At 57.4% G+C, this 19,690-nt stretch carries 16 protein-coding genes; 10 read left to right on the top strand and 6 right to left on the bottom strand.

Annotated features, from left to right (window positions below):
* Positions 1 to 202: 202 nt before the first annotated feature.
* The 3 genes from RMV17_RS19290 to RMV17_RS19280 all read right to left on the bottom strand — a co-directional run bounded on the left by RMV17_RS19290 (position 203) and on the right by RMV17_RS19280 (position 2,182).
* Positions 203 to 604: a biopolymer transporter ExbD gene (locus tag RMV17_RS19290; protein WP_311881733.1), complete on the bottom strand. Its 402-nt coding sequence runs from the start codon at positions 602 to 604 to the stop codon at positions 203 to 205.
* A complete protein-coding gene (locus RMV17_RS19285; protein WP_371748312.1) occupies positions 604 to 1,290 on the bottom strand; it encodes a MotA/TolQ/ExbB proton channel family protein in 687 nt (228 codons plus the stop codon). The genes RMV17_RS19290 and RMV17_RS19285 overlap by 1 nt, the downstream gene beginning before the upstream one ends.
* A 67-nt stretch (positions 1,291 to 1,357) precedes the next feature.
* On the bottom strand, positions 1,358 to 2,182 hold the full coding sequence (locus tag RMV17_RS19280) for an energy transducer TonB (protein ID WP_311881730.1): 825 nt from the start codon (positions 2,180 to 2,182) through the stop codon (positions 1,358 to 1,360).
* Between the two features lie 1,136 nt (positions 2,183 to 3,318).
* On the opposite strand from RMV17_RS19280, the gene RMV17_RS19275 reads away from it, so the two are divergent.
* Positions 3,319 to 3,942: a glutathione S-transferase N-terminal domain-containing protein gene (locus RMV17_RS19275; RefSeq protein WP_311881728.1), complete on the top strand. Its 624-nt coding sequence runs from the start codon at positions 3,319 to 3,321 to the stop codon at positions 3,940 to 3,942.
* A gap of 159 nt (positions 3,943 to 4,101) precedes the next feature.
* Here the strand turns inward: RMV17_RS19275 and RMV17_RS19270 are convergent, their stop codons facing one another.
* Positions 4,102 to 4,542: a CBS domain-containing protein gene (locus tag RMV17_RS19270; RefSeq protein WP_008084932.1), complete on the bottom strand. Its 441-nt coding sequence runs from the start codon at positions 4,540 to 4,542 to the stop codon at positions 4,102 to 4,104.
* A 198-nt stretch (positions 4,543 to 4,740) separates the two neighbouring features.
* Between RMV17_RS19270 and RMV17_RS19265 the strand changes: the two genes are divergently transcribed.
* A complete protein-coding gene (locus RMV17_RS19265) occupies positions 4,741 to 7,101 on the top strand; it encodes a DNA polymerase II (RefSeq protein WP_311881726.1) in 2,361 nt (786 codons plus the stop codon).
* Here RMV17_RS19265 and RMV17_RS19260 read toward each other — a convergent pair.
* Positions 7,066 to 7,536 (bottom strand): DUF1810 domain-containing protein, encoded by a 471-nt coding sequence (locus RMV17_RS19260; RefSeq protein ID WP_034154634.1) that lies wholly within the window; start codon positions 7,534 to 7,536, stop codon positions 7,066 to 7,068. The two genes, RMV17_RS19265 and RMV17_RS19260, sit on opposite strands and share 36 nt — an antisense overlap.
* Before the next feature lie 25 nt (positions 7,537 to 7,561).
* The gene (locus RMV17_RS19255) at positions 7,562 to 8,383 is read right to left on the bottom strand and encodes an aldo/keto reductase (RefSeq protein ID WP_311881723.1); all 822 of its coding nucleotides are present in this window, start codon (positions 8,381 to 8,383) and stop codon (positions 7,562 to 7,564) included.
* A gap of 478 nt (positions 8,384 to 8,861) precedes the next feature.
* On the opposite strand from RMV17_RS19255, the gene RMV17_RS19250 reads away from it, so the two are divergent.
* The 8 genes from RMV17_RS19250 (at position 8,862) to RMV17_RS19215 (ending at position 19,657) form a co-directional block, all read left to right on the top strand.
* The gene (locus RMV17_RS19250) at positions 8,862 to 9,377 is read left to right on the top strand and encodes an Hcp family type VI secretion system effector (protein ID WP_007949952.1); all 516 of its coding nucleotides are present in this window, start codon (positions 8,862 to 8,864) and stop codon (positions 9,375 to 9,377) included.
* A gap of 125 nt (positions 9,378 to 9,502) precedes the next feature.
* On the top strand, positions 9,503 to 12,409 hold the full coding sequence (locus tag RMV17_RS19245) for a type VI secretion system tip protein TssI/VgrG (RefSeq protein ID WP_311881722.1): 2,907 nt from the start codon (positions 9,503 to 9,505) through the stop codon (positions 12,407 to 12,409).
* The gene (locus RMV17_RS19240) at positions 12,406 to 17,076 is read left to right on the top strand and encodes an RHS repeat-associated core domain-containing protein (protein WP_311881720.1); all 4,671 of its coding nucleotides are present in this window, start codon (positions 12,406 to 12,408) and stop codon (positions 17,074 to 17,076) included. The genes RMV17_RS19245 and RMV17_RS19240 overlap by 4 nt, the downstream gene beginning before the upstream one ends.
* Positions 17,077 to 17,087: 11 nt before the next feature.
* Complete coding sequence (locus RMV17_RS19235) at positions 17,088 to 17,474, top strand: hypothetical protein (RefSeq protein ID WP_311881718.1); 387 nt, start codon at positions 17,088 to 17,090, stop codon at positions 17,472 to 17,474.
* 232 nt (positions 17,475 to 17,706) lie between these two features.
* The gene (locus tag RMV17_RS19230) at positions 17,707 to 17,898 is read left to right on the top strand and encodes a hypothetical protein (protein WP_311881716.1); all 192 of its coding nucleotides are present in this window, start codon (positions 17,707 to 17,709) and stop codon (positions 17,896 to 17,898) included.
* 13 nt (positions 17,899 to 17,911) lie between these two features.
* Positions 17,912 to 18,346, top strand: coding sequence for a hypothetical protein (locus tag RMV17_RS19225; protein WP_146177945.1), 435 nt, complete (start codon positions 17,912 to 17,914; stop codon positions 18,344 to 18,346).
* A 200-nt stretch (positions 18,347 to 18,546) separates the two neighbouring features.
* A complete protein-coding gene (locus RMV17_RS19220; RefSeq protein WP_034154640.1) occupies positions 18,547 to 18,897 on the top strand; it encodes a hypothetical protein in 351 nt (116 codons plus the stop codon).
* A gap of 442 nt (positions 18,898 to 19,339) precedes the next feature.
* Positions 19,340 to 19,657, top strand: coding sequence for a hypothetical protein (locus RMV17_RS19215; RefSeq protein ID WP_034154642.1), 318 nt, complete (start codon positions 19,340 to 19,342; stop codon positions 19,655 to 19,657).
* Positions 19,658 to 19,690 lie beyond the last annotated feature (33 nt).

The raw sequence follows: 19,690 nt of genomic DNA, 5'->3' as shown, positions 1-19,690 counted from the left end.
TTTCCGACTTTTTAGACGTTATCGAATTGGCCTTGTGAGCCCCTCATTGCTCCGCTTTCGGTGATACCGCGTGCGGAAAACCACTTTCTTCAAGCAAGCCGATCCCCTCCGAAGACGCGTGGCGTTTTTTCGGTCGGCTGATTGCGACAGGATTCAGCGGGCGGTGCCGGGCGCGTTTTTCACTGCGCGCCCGGCACCGCACTCAGTGGGTGGTCATCACCGATATTTTGGTAATGCCCGAGCGTTCGATCGACGCCATGGCCTTGGCCACCTGGCCGTAATTGACGGCGGAGTCGGCCTGCAACTGCACGCGCACCTCGGCGTCCTTGGCCTTGACCTCCTTGAGGCTGGCCTCCAGCGATTCCGGGGCCAGCTCGGTCTTGGCCAGATAGAACTTGCCGCCCTGATCGACGCTGACCACCACCGGGTCTTTCTTTTCGGCGGGGGCGACGGCATCGGTTTTCGGCAGATTCACTTTGATCGCATTGGTCATCAGCGGCGCGGTGACGATGAACACCACCAGCAGCACGAGCATCACGTCGACCAGCGGCGTGACGTTCATTTCGCTGAGTACTTCATCGCTGTCTTGCGTAGAAAAAGACATCAGCTGGCCTCCCGCACGGCGGCAGTGGTCTTGCTGGCGATGGCCTGACGGCTGATGGAAAACGCACTGCGCGAGGCGAGGGCGTCGAAGTCGTGGGCGAAGTCATCCATGTCTGCCGAAGCGAGTTTCAATCGACGCAGGAAGAAGTTGTAAATCAGCACCGCCGGCACGGCGACGGCGATGCCGACGCCGGTGGCGATCAACGCGTGACCGATGGGACCGGCGACCGCTTCAAGGCTGGCCGAGCCGGTTTCGCCGATGCTTTTCAGCGCTTCCATGATTCCCCACACGGTGCCGAACAAACCAATGAAAGGCGCGGTGCTGCCGATACTGGCGAGGATCGCCTGGCCGTTTTCCAGCGAGCGGCGTTCCTTCTGGATCTGCTGGCGCAGGTTGCGTTCCAGGCGATCCGAACGGTTGATGGTGTGCGCCAGTTGTTGCGTGGTGCGCGGCGAATCTTCCACCAGCAGCGCCTCGAAACCGCTGCTGGCGATGCGCGCCAGCGAACCCGGATACTGGCTGGCGTGTTCGGCGGCGGTGAGCAGATCCGGCGCGCCCCAGAAGGCTTTGCTGAACTGTTTGTTCTGCGCTTTCTGGCGCAGGTACTGCGCCGACTTGACCAGCAGGATCGCCCAGCTGACCACGGAAAACAGCACCAGACCCCAGAGCACGCCGGGGACAATCATCGAAGACAAATCGTTCATGGTGACACCTCGCTTGCGTTATTCGGTTGTGCGTTGATTGAGCGTTCGGTTATTGCGGCAATTTGAAATCGATGGTCTGGGTGGCGAAGCCGTCGATCGGCGTGTCCCCGCGTTTGGCCGGAATAAATTTCCAGTTCTTCACGGCGGCGACGGCGGCGTCATCCAGTTGCGGCTTGCCGCTGGATTTGGTCACCGTCACGGATCCTGCGCGACCGTTGGCCAGCACCTGAATGCGCAGCACCACGCTGCCTTCCCAGTTGCGTCGCAGGGCCAGCGACGGGTATTCCGGTGGCGGGTTGCCGAGGCTGGCGAGACCGGAAATCGCTGCCGACTCCTTGACCGGACCCGGCGCGGCGGCAGGGGCCGGCGGTGCGCTCGGGGTGGCCGGGGCAGCGGATGCAGCCGGTTGTGCCGGGGCCGGTGGCGCTTTCGGCGGCTCGACCTTTTTCACCGGTTTCGGCTTCTCGACCGGTTTCGGTTTTTCGATCGGCTTGGGCTTCTCCACCGGTTTCGGCGGTGGCTTGACCGCGTCTTCGTCTTCCACCGGTTGTTCAGGTTCCGGCGGCGGTGGCGGAGGAGGCGGTGGTGGCGGTTCCGGTGTGGGCGGTGCCGGTGGCGTCGGGCTGGTCAGCTCGACGGTCATTTCCGGAATCTGCGGCGGCGTTGGCAATGGCTGTGTTTTGGATTGCTGGAGAAACCACCAGGCGCCGCCATGTATCAGCGCCGACACAGCCACCAGCAACACCATCTGCTGTTTATTCAGCCCGCCAGGTTGCGAGGTATTGGCTTTAAACGCCGGCCTGTCCGGTGGTGGCGGAACCGGAGCTTCCCGCAACGACCCCGGCAGGGTTCTGTGCTTTACCGCATCGTTCATTAAAGCTCCCTCGGGTGGATGAAGGGCAATAAGGTGCCGTCCGAACATTTGGCTGATGTTCGAGTGGGTGGGTGTAACTTTTTACAAGGTGTGCAGAAGCCGATAGTTGAACTATCCGGTGAATAAGGCTTGTGCAAACTTACTGGCTTGGCGCTATCGATTTCGTCTGTTCATCAGCCATTCCCTGGTGTTTGTTCTATGTAGGAGCTGCCGAAGGCCCGAGCCTTCGGCAGCTCCTACAATTGATTACTCGAATTCTGTTTTGCAACGGCTGTGCCAGATGTTGCCGAAATGTAGAGCGGTTATTTCATGAGTGTTACCCATGTCGCATTTATATAAGTTTCGCCAGTGCCGTGGTTTTTATCCGGCGCACAGACTCCCGTTACTCCTGTTGGCGGAGCTTTTTCAGAGGCGAGTCAGGCTGTACGCGGTGTCCCGCTGAATGGCGGGATAGAGCGGCGTCGTGACTTGCGGCCTAGGCACTTGCTGGTGCGCGGCGGACCGATTTGGTGCGGGTCAATGTTTTAGCGGCTCACGGGGCATGTTCCTTGTTGTTGTTTAAATGGAATCACTGTTTGAAGTATTGAATAGTGCAAAGCCGTGGAGCAGTTTTGGTGCACTTGTAATGATGCTGAAAGTTATTGTTCGACAATCCTGCTGTCGTTCAATGCACACTGCGTTTGTGCAGTAATTGTCCGAGTCTTATTTAAAAATTAAATAGCACGCTGCCGTCGGCCAATAACTCATTGCCGAACGCAGTGCGCTGTTGAGGTGTCAGGTAATAAAGTAAGTGTGAGGGCAGCCGGGACTGTTCGGATGAACTCGGCGGCGAACGGATAAATGCAAAGAGGCTGTGATGCGGCAGAGCGTTTGAAGATTCACGCGGTGAACTCCTTGTTGCCAGCTCGGATACGCGAACTTTTGGTTCGGTATCGCACCTTACAAGAACGCGGATAGCGTTCGATGATTGCTCTTGGTGCGGGATGGGCACCGCCAGCGCTGTTGTGCGAGGTTTGAATTCGCAAGTCGCGAGTGCATGGGAAAACCGTGCCAAAACCGATACACAGACAGATTATTTCTACACCCGCGCTACAGCCATCTACCCTGTGGCAATGGCCTTTTCGGGGGGATTGGATATGTACCAGCTCTATGGGCACAGAAATTCGGGCGCAGCTGCCATCGAAGCGGCGCTGGAACTGTGCCAGATCGCTTACCGCTTCATTGATATCGAAGCCAGCACCGAAGCCGCCGAGGCGCTGGCCCAGCTCAATCCACTCAAGCAGATACCGACCTTGCAACTGCCCGACGGCAGCGCTATCACCGAGAGCGCGGCAATCCTGATTCATCTGGGCCTGACGTTTCCCAGGTCCGGCCTGCTGCCAGCCAAGGCGAATGATCGTGATCAGGCGATTCGCGGTCTGGTCTACATCGTCAGCAACTGCTATGCGGCGATCGGCGTCATCGATTATCCGGAGCGCTGGCTGCTGATGCCCGACGAAGCCTCGCGGCAGAATCTGGTGGCCGGCGCGCGTGAGCGTTTGCACTGGAGTTGGGAGGTGTTTGCCGACCAGTTTTCCGCCGAGTTGTACCTGGATGACGAAACGCCGGGGGCGCTGGATGTGCTGGCGGCGGTGGTGACGCGCTGGGCCGGCAGCCGTGAGCATTTGCGCCAGACGCGGCCGGGGTTTTATGCGTGGTTGCAGCGGATTGACCGGCATCCTGTGCTGGCGCCGGTCTTCGCCCGGCATTGGCCTGCCTGATCCCACCGCAAAACCAAATGTGGGAGCGAGCCTGCTCCGGGCGGCGTTCCGACGAAAGCGTCTTGTCAGTCGCAGCATTTTTTACTGACAGACCGCTTTCGTCGGAACGCCGCCCGGAGCAGGCTCGCTCCCACAGGGGGGTGGGGGGAACTTGAGGGGTTATTCCCCGCGAATGTACTGCTCCAGCTGTTTGATCAGCTCAGCCTGTTCGGCAATCGCTTCCTTGACCAGGTCACCGATCGACAGCAAACCGATCAACTTGCCGTTCTCTACCACCGGCAAGTGGCGCAGGCGTTTGTCCGACATGATGCCCAGGCAGGTGTCGACGGTTTGATGGGTGTCGACGGTGATCACGTTCGCCACCATGATGTCGCGCACCGGCGTGCCTACGGATGAGCGGCCATGCAGCACCAGTTTGCGCGCGTAGTCGCGTTCGCTGATGATGCCGACCACTTTATCGTCTTCGACCACCAGCAAGGCGCCGACGTTTTTCTCGGCCATCTTCATCAGCGCTTCGAGCACCATGTGATCAGGTTTGATCTGGTGCACTTCCTGATTTTTCTGATCTTTGAGCTTGAGCAGTTGGGCGACGGTCTTCATGGCGGTTACTCAGGTGTTGTCGTTGTTATCCAAGCATCGTAGACGCAAGCGCGCAGGGCAAGGTGGCAAAGCGGCAGATAACACGCAAAAAACGTCATTTGCCGAATTTTTCCGTGGCTGGCGGCAATTTATCGCCAGAGTCATCCCAGGCAATGCCGCGTAGAATGCCTCTCTGATTCAATTCCTGAGGTTGCAGTGGTGGATTTACCGCAGGGCTTCGTCCTGACCCGGCATTGGCGCGATACACCGGCCGGCACCGAAGTCGAGTTCTGGCTGGCGACCGACGCCGGGCCGCGCCGTGTGCGCTTGCCGCATCAACCGTCGGTGGCATTTATCCCTGCCGAGCAGCGCGCAGCGGCAGAACGCCTGCTGCACGATGAAAAGAATGTAGAACTGCGCCCGCTGGCCCTGCAGGATTTCGAGCATCGTCCGGTACTGGGTTTGTATTGCCAGCAACACGGCCAATTGATGCGCCTGGAAACCGCGCTCAACCGCAACGGGGTCGATGTCTTCGAAGCCGACGTGCGCCCGCCGGAACGCTACCTGATGGAGCGCTTTATCACCGCGCCGGTGCGGTTCAGCGGCACGCCCGATGCCGACGGCGTGTTGCTCAACGCCCAGCTCAAACCCGACCCCGATTACCGACCGAAACTGCGACTGGTCTCGCTGGACATCGAGACCACCGAAACCGGTGAGTTGTATTCGATCGCCCTCGAAGGTTGCGGCGAACGTCAGGTGTACATGCTTGGCGCGCCGAACGGCGATGACAGCATTGTCGATTTCGACCTTGAATATTGCGACTCGCGCACGGTCATTCTGAAGAAGCTCAACGACTGGTTCGCCCGTCACGACCCCGATGCGATCATCGGCTGGAACGTCGTGCAGTTCGACCTGCGCATCCTCCACGAACACGCTCGGCGCCTCGGTGTGCCGCTGAAGATCGGCCGTGGCGGTGAAGAAATGCAGTGGCGCGAACACGGCAGTCGCAATCACTACTTCGCTTCGGCGGCGGGGCGGCTGATCATCGATGGCATCGAATCCCTGCGTTCGGCAACCTGGAGCTTTCCTTCGTTCAGCCTGGAAAACGTCGCGCAGACCCTGCTCGGCGAAGGCAAGTCGATCGACAACCCGTACCAGCGCATGGACGAAATCAACCGCATGTTCGCCGAGGACAAACCGGCGCTGGCCAAGTACAACCTCAAGGACTGCGAACTGGTTACGCGGATCTTCGCCAAGACCGAACTGCTGACCTTTTTGCTCGAACGCGCCAGTGTCACCGGACTGCCGGCAGATCGCAGCGGCGGCTCGGTGGCAGCATTCACGCATTTGTATATGCCGTTGATGCACCGACAGGGTTTTGTCGCGCCGAATCTCGGTACCAATCCACCGCAGGCAAGCCCCGGCGGTTTTGTCATGGACTCGCAACCGGGCTTGTACGAATCGGTGCTGGTGCTCGATTACAAGAGCCTGTATCCGTCGATCATTCGCACCTTTCTGATCGACCCGGTCGGCTTGATCGAAGGCTTGCAGCACCCCGATGACGCTGACTCGGTACCGGGTTTCCGTGGTGCGCGGTTCTCGCGCACCCGGCATTGCCTGCCGGCGATCGTCTCGCGGGTGGCCGAAGGTCGGGAGACCGCCAAGCGCGAGCACAACGCACCGTTGTCGCAAGCGCTGAAAATCATCATGAACGCTTTCTACGGCGTACTCGGTTCCAGTGGTTGCCGCTTCTTCGATACGCGGCTGGCGTCATCGATCACCCTGCGCGGCCACGAGATCATGCTGCGTACGCGCAAGCTGATCGAAGAGCAGGGCCACGCGGTGATCTATGGCGACACCGACTCGACCTTCGTCTGGTTGCGTCGTCCGCACGGGCAGGAAGAGGCGGCGAGCATCGGTCATGCGCTGGTCAAGCACGTCAACGATTGGTGGCGCGCGCATGTGCGCGATGAATATGGCCTGGAAAGCGCCCTCGAACTGCAATTCGAAATTCACTACAAACGCTTTCTGATGCCGACCATTCGCGGCGCGGAGGAGGGCAGCAAAAAGCGCTACGCCGGTCTGGTCACCCGTGCCGACGGCAGCGATGAAATGGTCTACAAAGGCCTGGAAACCGTGCGCACCGACTGGTCGCTGCTGGCCCGGCAATTTCAGCAGGAGCTCTACGAGCGGATCTTCCAGCGCAAGCCCTATCAGGATTACGTGCGCGACTACGTGCGCAAAACCCTCGCCGGTGAATTCGATGATCGCCTGGTCTACCGCAAACGCCTGCGCCGCACCCTCGACGATTACGAACGCAACGTACCGCCGCACGTGCGCGCGGCGCGGCTGGCCGATGACTACAACGAGCAACACGGGCGACCACGGCAATACCAGAATGGCGGCTGGATCAGCTACGTCATCACCCTGGCCGGCCCGGAGCCTTTGGAAGTGCGCCGTGCGGCCATCGACTACGACCACTACATCACCCGGCAACTGCAACCGGTGGCGGATGCGATTCTGCCGTTTGTCGATGACGATTTCTCAACCCTGATCGGGGGGCAACTGGGCCTGTTTTGAGTCGAGCAGTTGCAGCGTCCACTCGTCGAGAATGCCGTGGAAGTAGCGTTCCAACGCCTGATGGAACACGCTGTCTTCAGCGCAAAACTGAGCGAACAGCGTCATCGAGGAATGAAATTTCAGGTCATCGGGATGACCGAAAATCTCCGCGATCGAGCGCTGTTGAACCTTTAGCACTAGCTGCGTGCAAGTACGCAGGCGTGCGCCGAGCAGTTCGTGAGCCAGATAGGCCCGGGCTTCCTCGGCCGAACCGATGGCGAAGCGCCGGGACATTTCACTGCCGCCCAGGCCCGCGAACTGCGGAAAGACAAACCACATCCAGTGGCTGCGCTTACGGCCCTCATCAAGTTCGCGTTGCACGCGCTCGAACACCGGGTCCTGAGCCTGGATAAAACGTTGCAGGTTGAACGGGTCGTACTGATCAGTGCTTCTCATCGCGAAGCCCTCGCCAGCCGCTGGCTCAAACCATGGCCAGCCGCTGCTTGCGTTGTGGCGCTTGAAACACCTGGTCCAGCGCCGCCAGATCCCCGGCCTCCAGTTGCAGTTGCGCGGCTTGTGCATTGAGTTGCACGTGCTCCGGTCGCACAGCCTTGGGAATCGCAATCACACCATCCTGACGCAGAATCCACGCCAGCGAAACCTGTGCGGGGGTTACACCATGACGAGCGGCAATTTCATTCAGCACCGGTTCAGCCAGCATCGCGCCGCCCTGGCCAATCGGACAGTAGGCCATCAGCGGCAGGCGCTGGTGTTGGCACCACGGCAGCAGATCGAATTCGATACCGCGCTCTTCGAGGTTGTAAAGCACCTGATTGGTCGCGCAGGCAGAACTGGAGAGTTCTTCAAGATCATCGACATCGAAATTCGACACGCCCCAACGGCCGATCTTGCCGTCTTCACGCAGGCGTTCAAAGGCTTCGACGGTTTCTTCCAGCGGATACTGACCGCGCCAATGCAACAGGTAGAGGTCGATGTAATCGGTGTCGAGCCGCCGCAGACTGCGCTCGCAAGCCTGCGGAATGCCTTTGCGGCTGGCGTTGTGCGGGTAGACCTTGCTGACCAGAAACACCTGATCGCGCAGGCCGGCAATGGCTTCACCAACGACTGATTCGGCCCCGCCCTCGGCGTACATTTCTGCCGTGTCGATCAGGGTCATGCCCAGCTCGATCCCCGTGCGCAGCGCCGCCACTTCACGCTTATGCGCCGAGCGGTCTTCGCCCATGCGCCAAGTGCCCTGACCGATGACTGGAACCTGGACGCCGGCCAATTCGAGGGTACGCATGCAAACCTCCTTGCTGAATGTGTCGATACCTTTTAGTGGGCAGCAGGATAGCTCAGGGGTTCAAAAAGCAAAGAGATCGCGGCCTTCGGCAGCGCTTTCCTTATGGGTACCGGTTTCCCATGTAGGAGCTGCCGAAGGCTGCGATCTTTTGATCTAGCGCTCTTCTTTATCCATCCACGTGCAAGTGCGCAAGAAGTTGCGCAGTGCCTCGCCTGTTTTCACCCGGGTAAGTCTCTGCAGACCGCGTAGCTCGTGGCCTCCAGCCAAGTGCGCAACTTCTTGCACACCGCTGCGCAAGAAGTTGCGCACTTTCCCTTGTTTTTCATTGGCTTAGTCACAGGAAAAAATCAGTCGATGAACTCGGGGCCTTGATCTGTATGGGTTGCATGAAAACTGGCATGAAAGTTGATGGCGCATGGCCATCCTTTCAGGCAATGGTGCCTGTGAGGTATGTCTTTTCAAGCAAGGAGAGCACCCCATGGCAACACCAGCGTACATGTCGGTTACCGGCGAAAAACAAGGCCTGATCACTGCAGGCGCTTTCACCGCTGACTCCGTAGGCAACACCTACCAGGAAGGCCACGAAGACCAGGTCATGGTGCAGGCTTTCACCCACGACGTGATCATCCCGCGTGACCCGCAATCCGGTCAGCCAACCGGTCAGCGCGTGCACAAGCCAGTGGTGATCACCAAGGTCTACGACAAGGCTTCGCCACTGCTGCAAGCGGCGCTGACTTCCGGCGAGCGCATGAGCGAAATCGTTATCCAGTGGTACCGCACTTCTGCTCAAGGCACCCAAGAGCACTACTACACCACCAAACTGGAAGACGCGATCATCGTCGCCATCAACAACAAAATGCACAACTGCCAGGACCCAGGCAACGCGCACTTCACCCACCTGGAAGAAGTGCAGTTCACCTACCGTAAAATCACCTGGACCCACGAAGTTTCCGGTACTTCGGGTTCCGATGACTGGCGTGCTCCAGTCGTTTAACCACGGCTGATGGTTGTACCGCCCCGACCGGCATGACCGGTTGGGGCGCATTCACTTCTAAGAATTTTTGCCAATAGCCCCTCACCGGGCTATTGCGCGTCGCAGCACTGTGCGAGGAACAAGGGATGTTCTCACCGGCCAACCAGCCTCATTTCAATCTGACCGTCGATGGCATCGACAGCGACTTTCAGGTGCTGTCGTTCACCGGTCGTGAGGCCCTTAACACGCCGTTCGAATTCGAGCTGGAACTGGTCAGTGAAAAGGCTTCGATCAACCTCGAAAGCGTGCTGCACAAACTGGCGTTTCTTCAGCTGTCGCCAACCGGCACTGGCATTCACGGGTTGGTCTACAGCATCGCCCAAGGCGAGGCGGGCAAACGCCTGACCCGCTACAAGATTTCCCTGCGCCCGCAACTGGCGTACCTCGCGCATCGAGTCAACCAGCGCATTTTCCAGCAGATGACCGTGCAGCAGATCATCAGCCAGGTACTGGAAGAACACGGCATCCTCGCCAGCGACTACCACTTCCAGCTCAGCGCGATTTATCCCGAGCGCATTTACTGCGTGCAGTACGACGAATCGGACCTGGATTTCATCCAGCGCCTGTGTGAAGAGGAGGGTATCCACTACCACTTCCAGCACACGTCCAGCGGCCACAAACTGACCTTCGGCGATGACCAGACGGTTTTCCCGAAACTCGCGCCCGTGGCCTATCAGCAAGATTCCGGACTGGTGGCCGACAAACCGGTGGTCAAGCGCTTCGGCCTGCGTCTGGCCACCCGCACCAGCCGCACCACGCGGCGTGATTACGACTTCGTCAAACCGAAAATCGAGCTGGAAAGCGACGCCAAAAGCAGCGCCCAACCGGACCTCGAAGACTACGATTACCCGGGTCGTTTCGTCGATCGCGAGCGCGGCAAACACCTGGCCAATCGCGCGCTCGAACGTCACCGCAGTGACTATCGCCTGGCCGAGGGCAACAGCGATCAGCCGATCCTCGTCAGCGGACATTTCCTCGCCCTGACCGACCACGCCAATCCGACCTGGAATGACCTCTGGCTGCTCACCGAAATCTTCCACGAAGGCAAACAGCCGCAGGTACTGGAAGAGTCGGTGACCAGCGACACCACCGACAACAAAGACGATTTCCACCAGGGCTACCGCAACCGCTTCAGCGCCATTCCGTGGGACGTGCCGTACCGTCCGCCGCTCGATCACCCGAAACCGAAAGTCCTCGGCACCCAAAGCGCCGTGGTTTGCGGTCCCGAGGGTGAAGAGATCTACTGCGACCAATACGGCCGGGTGAAAGTGCAGTTCTTCTGGGATCGCGAAGGCAAGCACGACGACATGACCAGTTGCTGGATGCGCGTCGCGTCGAGCTGGGCTGCCGAGACCTTTGGTTCGATCAACATTCCGCGGGTCGGCATGGAAGTGCTGATCACCTTCCTCGAAGGCGATCCCGATCAGCCGCTGATCACTGGTTGCCTGTACCACGGCGCCAATCTGCCGCCGTACAAGCTGCCGGACTTCAAGACCCTGGCCACGGTCAAGAGCAAGGAATACAAGGGCAGCCGCGCCAACGAATTACGCATCGACGACACCACCAGCGAGATCAGCATTGCGCTGCGCAGTGATCACGGCGCGAGTGCGATCAACCTCGGTTACCTGACCCATCCGCGCCCGAGCGGTGGCCAGCCGCGCGGTGAAGGTTTTGAGTTACGAACCGACCGCCACGGTGCGGTGCGTGCGGCGGCCGGCCTGTTGATCACCACCGAGCCACGTCCGAACGAATCGAAACACCACAAGGATCTGCCGGAAACGGCCGAGCGTCTCGCCACGGCTAGCGATCAGCAGGATGGCTTCGCCGTTCAAGCCAAAGAGTTGCAGGCCCAGGAGGCTGGCGATCAGGACGACGTCGCCAAGGCATTGCATGCCCAGCATCAAGGCGTGCTCGGCAGTGGCCCGGCCAACCTCACCGCCAACGAATTCCCCGAGTTCACCGAACCGCATCTGGTCCTCGCCAGCCCGGCCGGCATCGCCCTGACCACACCGCGCTCAAGCCACATCGCCACCGGCGAACACCTGGCCCTGAGCAGCACCGGCCACACCAGCCTGTCGATCGGCAAACGCCTGCTGGCCAGCGCCAGTCGCGGCATGCGCCTGTTCGTGCAAAGCATGGGCTGGCGCTTGGTCGCGGCCTCCGGCGACATCGACGTACGTGCGCTGAAGGACAGCATCAACCTGCTGGCCAAACTCAACATCACCGCCAACGCCGACCGCATCACCATCACCGCGAAAACCGAACTGGTGATCCAGGGCGGCGGCAGCGCCACCACCTACAACGCCGGCGGCATCACCCACGCCACCAGCGGCCCGTACACCGCGCACGCGGCGAACTTTGCCTACACCGGGGCGAAAAGTCTTGCCGGGGTATTCCCGGAACCGCCGAAACCGGGCAAGGGCAATCTGGAATTGATCAACCAGTACGCCGGGCGTCAGGGCATCAAGGAAGGCGATTACGAAGTCATCGATGCGCTGGGCAAAAGCATCAAGGGCAAGCTCGACGGCAAGGGTTTCGCCAGCGTCGCCGGCGCTGCACCGGGGCCGGCGCGTGTGCTGTTCGGCAAGGATCCGGCAGACACCTGGAGCGATGGCAGTTACATCGGCAAGCCTGAATGGCCGTTGAATCCGCCGGGGGCCGAAGACGTGCCGAGTCAGGTGCAGGCGATGGTCGCGCAGGTCTTGCCGAGCAAGAGCTGGGACATGTTGGAGAAGGGCAAGGACATGGCGCAAACAGGGATGAGTGCGATGCAGACGGCGCAAGGTGCGATGCAAACAGCGCAGCAGGTAAAGGGTGTGGTGCAGGGCGGCGCGGCCGGGTTGCCGAAATTGGCGAGTGCGGCGTTGCCGAGTGCGTCGGGGCTTCTAGGGGCGGCGAGCAAGGCAGGCAAGTTGCCGAGCCTGCCTGCACCGAGTCTGCCAAAACCTTCCTTGAAAACCCCGGGCCTGCTGGCGGGTGAGATGCTGTCATGACTAATGAAGTAGCTGCTGTAAAACGTGAACCTCAGGTTGCCATCGTTCCACTGAACGCCATCGACATTCAGGACGTCGCCAGCAGTGCGGCAACCTTCGATGCCTGGCTGCAATCGGCCACTGACGGCGTGGTCACGCTTGACCGGATCAAGAACTACGCCGGCTTCTTGCCGGTGGTGGGCAACATCATGGCGCTGGTCGATGCGCTGGGTGACATCGTCACGCTGTCGAATGCCAAGCAACGCGACTTGCTCGCGTGGGCCAGCCTGGGCATCAACCTGATTGGCGTATTGCCATTGCCGCCGTCGATGGCTGCGGCGCGGATGACCCTGCGCCCGACGCTGTTTCTGGTGCGTCAGGAAATGAGGGCCAGCAGCAAGGTGTTGCTCAGCACTTCCGTGATCGAGGTGCTGGTCGGTCACCTGAACGCCTCGATTATCGGCACGCTTGATGATTTTGTTGAGCAAGCCAAAGGCAAGTTACCGGGCATTTTGGCGGACGCTGGCAAGCTCGGCGAAGAAATCATTGATCAGATTGCAATAGGCATCGAAGCGGTGGCGTTCGGCAATCTGGATGCCAAAGGTGATCTGAATGCAGCCAGCGCCCAGGCGAGCGCCGCAGCCGATCAATTCAAGAATGATCCGCTGGCCTCGTTCAGCAATGTTTTTGGGGCTGCCAACAGTGCTCTGAAATCGGCAGGCAAAGGCCTGGCCAACAGCGTGGCGCAAAACCTCGTCCCCGATGACTTCAAAAAAACCGTTTCCGACGAAACCAAAAAACTGCGGGCGATGGGGCCGGAGTTGCGCACGCAGTTGAGCAAGCTCGACGATGAGTCGGTGCAGAACTCGATCGGCTGGTTGCTGCTGATCCTTTCCAGCGCCGTGACCTTGTGGCGCAAGCGTAATGCCCATGGGCAGAACGCCGCGGTCCACCCGGACAAGACCGGTCAGGCGAAGCGTACGGCATCCGAGGGGCAGTTGGCCTCTAACGGCCAACAGGCTTCGGCGACTCACGCACCCGAGCCGAAAAAAAACTGCGCCTGCGCCAGCACGGGGCGCAGTATCAATTTCGCCATAGGCTCTGAAAGCCTCAGCCATACCGATTTCAGCCTGCCCGGCCCCTTCCCGATCGAATGGACGCGCACCTACAACTCACGCCTCGACGCCTATGATCAGAGCGAACTCGGCGCTCGCTGGATCAGCGAATTCACCACACGTTTTGATTGCGTGGACGATGGCCTGACGTTCTACGGCGCCGACGGCCGCGACCACAGCTACCCACTGCCAAAAGTCGGCCTGTTCCACTACGACGCCATCGAAAACATCACCCTGGTCCGCAACAGCGAAGATCAGCTTTTGCTGTGCCGTGGTTTCGAACGCAAGGAAACCTACATCCGCCGTGGCCAGCGCTTTGTGCTGAGCAACATTTCGCTGCGCAACGGCGCCGGGGTCATGCTGCATTACGAGCATCGACACGGCGAACACTCGGTGCTCTCCGACCTGATCACCTATCAGGAAAACGATTTCACCAAAGTCCATTTGCACCTCGGCACGATGATCGACGAGCACGGCCGGTTTATCGGCCTCTGGCAGATCGTAGACGGCGCCCCACTACGACAACTTTGTGCTTACCAGTACGACGCCTATGGCGACCTGATTCAGGCGCAGGACGAGAACGGTGCAGTCTGGTCGTATCAGTTCGAGCATCACCTGATCACCCGCTACACCGACCGCACCGGGCGCGGCATGAACCTGCAATGGGACGGTTCAAGCGCCAAGGCCAAAGCCGTGCGCGAATGGGCCGACGACGGCAGCTTCGACACGCGTCTGGAGTGGGACGAAAACATTCGTCTGACCTACGTCACCGATGCCCTCGGCAACGAGACCTGGCACTATTACGACATCCTTGGCTACACCTACCGCATTCGTTACGCCGACGAGCGTTCGGAATGGTTCTTCCGCGACGAGGCCAAAAACATCGTGCGCCGCGTGAATGCCGACGGCAGCACCGATCGCTACAGCTACGATGAACGCAGCAACCTGCTCGAGCACATCCGCGCCGATCACACGGTGATGCACTACGCCTACGACGATCAGGACCTGCTGATCAAGATCAGCGATGCGGAGGGCGGTCAGTGGCAGCGCGCCTATGACGACCAAGGCAATCTGGTCGAAGCGCTGGATCCGCTGGGCAACAAAACCGAATACGCCTACAACAAATCCGGCCAGCCCACCGCGATCAAGGACGCCAACGGCAACGAAAAAACCCTCGACTACAACGACGCCGGGCAACTGGTCGAGTACGTCGATTGCTCGGGCAAAACCAGCGCCTGGGAGTACAACGAACTGGGGCAGATGATCTGCTTCACCGACGCCGCCGGGAACGACACCGAGTACGAATACAAGGCCGGTCAACTGGTGCTGATCAAGCACCCGGACAAGACCGAAGAACGCTTTGAGCGCGACGCCGAAGGTAGGCTGTTGGCGCATGTCGACGCTCTCGATCGCTGCACCACCTGGAGCTACAGCGCCGCCGGTTTGATCGCCGAACGCATCGACGCAGCCGAACAAACCCTGCGCTATCGCTGGGACCGTCTCGGACGGCTAACAGCACTGGAAAACGAAAACGAACAACGCGCGCACTTCCACTACGACCCGGTCGGTCGTCTGCTCGAAGAGCGCGGTTTCGACGGCCGCAGCACGCGCTATCAGTACGACCCACTCACCGGACGCCTCGCCCAATCGATCAATGGCCAACGCGTCATCTCGCTGAACTTCGACCCGATGGGCCGTTTGACCGAACGTCGTGCCACCCTGGGCGACCAGTCGCAAAGCGAGACCTTCGCCTACGACGGCAACGGCAACCTGGTGCTGGCCGACAACGCCGACAGTCGCCTGCAATGGTTCCATGACCCGGCCGGCAATCTGCTGCGCGAGCACCAGCATTACCTCGGCCTGGAAAAGCCCACCGTCGCGATCTGGCAGCACGAGTACGACGTTCTCAACCAACGAGTCGCCACCATGCGCCCCGACGGCCACCGCGTCAGCTGGCTGACGTACGGCAGCGGCCACCTGCTCGGACTGCGCTTGGACGAGCACGAGCTGATCGGCTACGAACGCAACGACCTGCACCGCGAAGTCGCCCGCCATCAAGGCAACCACCTGCTGCAAACCCAAAGCTGGGACCCGGCCGGCCGCTTACAGGAACAGTTGCTGGGCCGCAGCGACGACAAATCCACACTGCTCAAACGCGAGTACACCTACGACGCCGCCGGCCAACTGACCGACATCAATGACAGCCGTCGCGGGCCGCTCGCCTATCGCTACGATCCCGTCGGCCGACTGCTCAGCGCCGCAACGCGTCAAGGCGTGGAAACCTTCGCCTTCGACCCGGCCGGCAACCTGCTCGACGACAAGGCGACAGAGATTCGCCGACCACTGGACTTGACCCCACCGCGCAGCAAACTGGTCGATAACCTGCTGCGCGAATACGCCGGCACGCACTACGACTACGACGAACGCGGCAACCAGATCCAGCGCTGGCACAACGGCCAACGCAGCGACCTGCGCTGGGACCTGTTTGATCGACTGGTGCATTTCGAAGACTCGCGCCTGAGCGTGGATTTTGCCTACGACGCACTGGGACGCCGCCTGCACAAAAACTCGCGTGCGCACTACAAGCAGCGGCCTGAAGCAGGCTCTCTCTGGAACAGAAACGAACACGCGCGCAAACAACGCGAACTCGGCTGCGGCTTCACCTTGTACGGCTGGGATGGCGACAACCTCGCCTGGGAAAGCAGCCCGGCGCAGAGCGATGGCGAACCGGGTCGCACGGTACACTACGTCTTCGAACCGGGGACTTTTGTCCCTGTGGCACAGGCTGTGCGGCACGCGCCGATCGATCTGATTAGGCTGCCGGATTACAGTGGTGAATACAGCCTCAATGAAGACCCGGTGTGGAATCACAAGGCAACGGCATTACCGTTTGATGCGTTGGCCTGGTATCAGTGTGATCACCTCGGCACGCCGCAGGAATTGACGGATTCCAAAGGCAACATGGCGTGGACCGCGCAGTACAAGGCGTGGGGGCAGGTGACGGAGCAGCGTTCGGAATGGGCGCGGCAGCATGGCGTGATGAACCCGATACGGTTCCAGGGGCAGTATCACGATCATGAGACGGGGCTGCATTACAACCGGTATAGGTACTATGATCCGGGGGTTGGGCGGTTCGTATCTAAAGATCCAATTCTTCTCGCAGGTGGAATCAACTTTTTTGCCTACGCTCCTAACCCTGTCGAGTGGGTTGACCCACTTGGCCTCAATAAAGCTCCCGGGGCAGCGGGAAGAAAGCCGATTTCGAGCAAACCTAATCAAAACTCGAAATGCCCATGCAGGAAAAAGTGGGAGGTGAATAACTACGATAGGATTTGTGAAGGAAAACTTAATGGAAAAAATGTTAAGTACTATCGAGATTCGACGTCGGAGTTGTGGTGGTCCGCTGATACTGAAACACATGGTGATTCCACTTGGAAAGTAATGGCGCAGCAAGGTACGGATCTAGTGCATAAGCATGATGCAGATATTTACGGAGACTTCATGACAGGAAAACACAAAGGCCCGACAGGCAAAATAATGTCAATGAAAAACATGAAGTGCCGAAAAGCTTGAGGTGTAAGCCAATGATTAGCAGCGCTGATGATTTTAAGTGTTATGCAGAAAGCGAAAACGAGATAGAAAACGCAAAGATAAATGAAGTTGCGACAGATGAAGTGTGGCTCGAGGTTATCTCAAAATACCCTGAGCTTTCACGACTGGTTGTTGCAAACGGATCAATTTCTACTGATGTGCTCGAGAAACTTTCACTAAGCGACGACGTAGATGTTCGCTGGGATGTTGCAATGAAGAGGCGTATCAATAGACGTACTTTTGAGAGGCTGGCAACTGATAAGTCCGAAATGGTTAGACATAGAATTGCATGCAACCCGAAGACACCCAAAGATTTATTAGCGCTACTTGCGACAGATGAAGACAACATGATCGCCGAGGCAGCAAAAAAAAGACTCTAAAGTGAATTAGGCGCCGTGAACCATCCAACTGAACAAAATTGGAGTTGCTCGGGGGCAGACCACGTTTTTGAAGATTTTTTAAGCGTGGTCTGACAGGGGATGAAGTCGGAGATACTAGTAATTACCTATTATTAACAAAGGCAGTAAAGAATGGAAAACCGCCACAGAGAGCATTAAGGACGGCGGGAAAACCAATTTCCGGGTCAAAGATCAGGCGACTGGAGAAGAGCTGTTGAAGGCATCCAAAGGAAAAATGGATAACTATCCAACTTGCACGGAGACACCTTACAAAAAAGGATATGAAAAGCATCCCGAAGAATCACATACAATTAACGCCCCAGAGAATAACCTTCCGCACTTGAAGTGGAAGGATTGGAGTCAAGGTAAAAAAACAGGCGGCGCAGGACATATATTTCATGAGTAAGAAAAGATATCAAATGGACGAAGATGCCTACCCGATCGCCTGGCGTTTCAATGCTCTGGACTGCTTGTTATCTGAGATTGATAAAAAAAGGATCGTGTTATTTGAAAGTCTGGAATCACAACGATTGTGGGATACGTTCATTCCAGTTAAAAACTTAATGGAGCTGGATAATAATGCTTTCATGCTTCACGAGAAAGTTGCTTTGGACTTTGAGTGCGAGTCCGAGCCTTTAGAATTCTTTGTTGAACGACTGAGCTTTCCCGATTTTATATGGTTTTTTTGGGGACGATCCTCGGCAGGAATTGTCCCGCGCGAAGTTTTTTTAAAATCTTGGAGTGATTTTTTTTACCCTTCTGATGAAAATTCAATATTGCTAATCCCCAAGAGTTCGAGAGTGATTTTTTCATTTGATGATATGTTTTTTTACGGCGACCTACTCAAAAACTGAGGAGCTATTGTGTCGCTCCTCTTATGGATAGGCTAATTTGTTGGAGTTTAATAAAGCGAAGTCTACCCCTGATTAATTCGGCAATCTATCATCCGGTCATGATCCGGGCTTGAATTTTTGGTCTTAGAGCGCCCCCGATATTAAATTTCTAGATGAAGACATGTTTTGATAGTCGAGTTATCAGGAAGGAGTTGAGCTTAGTGCCTGGTGAATATCTAAGTGATAAGGATTGCTATCTCCGGCTAGAACGGATTTTTTATGATTTCTTCCGAGTGGAAGTTCAGAAAAGCCAAAGCATTACAGCGGTGTTCAAAGCACCTTATTACAATACATTCTTTTCAAACGGCACGCCGTTCATGGACGGAAATCCAATTTTTTCTGTAAGAAATGAGGTGAGTGGTCAGATTCTTAGAATAGTATTAGACGAGGAGGTTGATGAGCTTTCCTCGTATCAAGACAAGGAAGCGGGATGTGAGCTTGTTATATTCGGAAATCTATCCTTGATGGATGAAATAAAGAAAATGATTTCCGCGTGGATCAAGGCGCAATAACTCTTCTAGAACCCTTCAGGGCACACCATTTTTGATATTTGCAAAACGTGAGTGTAGGGGGGGTAAGTTATGAGAAGACTAAGAGACTTCTCCATTCATGGTACTGCAGTCGATTGTGATCAGAATATCAAGCTTGACGAAATATCAATTCTCGCTGATCCAGGAACGATAAGAGCCTTAGGGGTTTTCTTGATCAGTGCTTCGTACGAAATGGAGATCAATGGGCTAGAGCATATTCATCTACAAGATCTAGTCGAAAATTTCTCGAGCAAAAAACATGTAGATTTAGTTGCTATTAATAAGAAGATGGTCGGTCTCTTAGGAGAATAATCACTGCGGTATATGGGTTTTTGACGCGGGTGGAGACGGGCTACGGTTTTTGGATTAAATAGGCGTAGTCTGTCTGATAAATACCTGCTGTCCGAGTGAGGTCGCGCGAATCATGAGTCATGAATACAAATTGGTGTTTGACGACAACTCTACAGCTCAGCATGTCATCGACATTGTTAAAGCTAGTAGTGCTTGTGTTCGCTCGGGCGACGGTGATCTTTATTTGAAGGATCACTCGTTGAATAGCAGTGGGGCTTACGATACTCGTCTCATTTATGGGGATGATGAATCCCTGTGGCTCCAAGTGAATTTCCAATCAGCAGAACTGTACGCCCTATTTAAAACAGCACTCAATGGAAGAAATTTCAGGTGTCTTGAAGATGGGGACGAGGATGAAGAGGTTGGCTTAAATGAGGCCTTCCGCGTGTAGGTTGACTCTCGGTAAAATTGCAGCCGAATAGCC

It is taken from the genome of Pseudomonas sp. VD-NE ins (assembly GCF_031882575.1).
Classification (GTDB): Bacteria; Pseudomonadota; Gammaproteobacteria; order Pseudomonadales; family Pseudomonadaceae; genus Aquipseudomonas; species Aquipseudomonas fluorescens_BZ.
The sequence above is the reverse complement of the archived record's forward strand: the minus strand, read 5'-3'. Positions and strand labels throughout refer to the sequence as shown.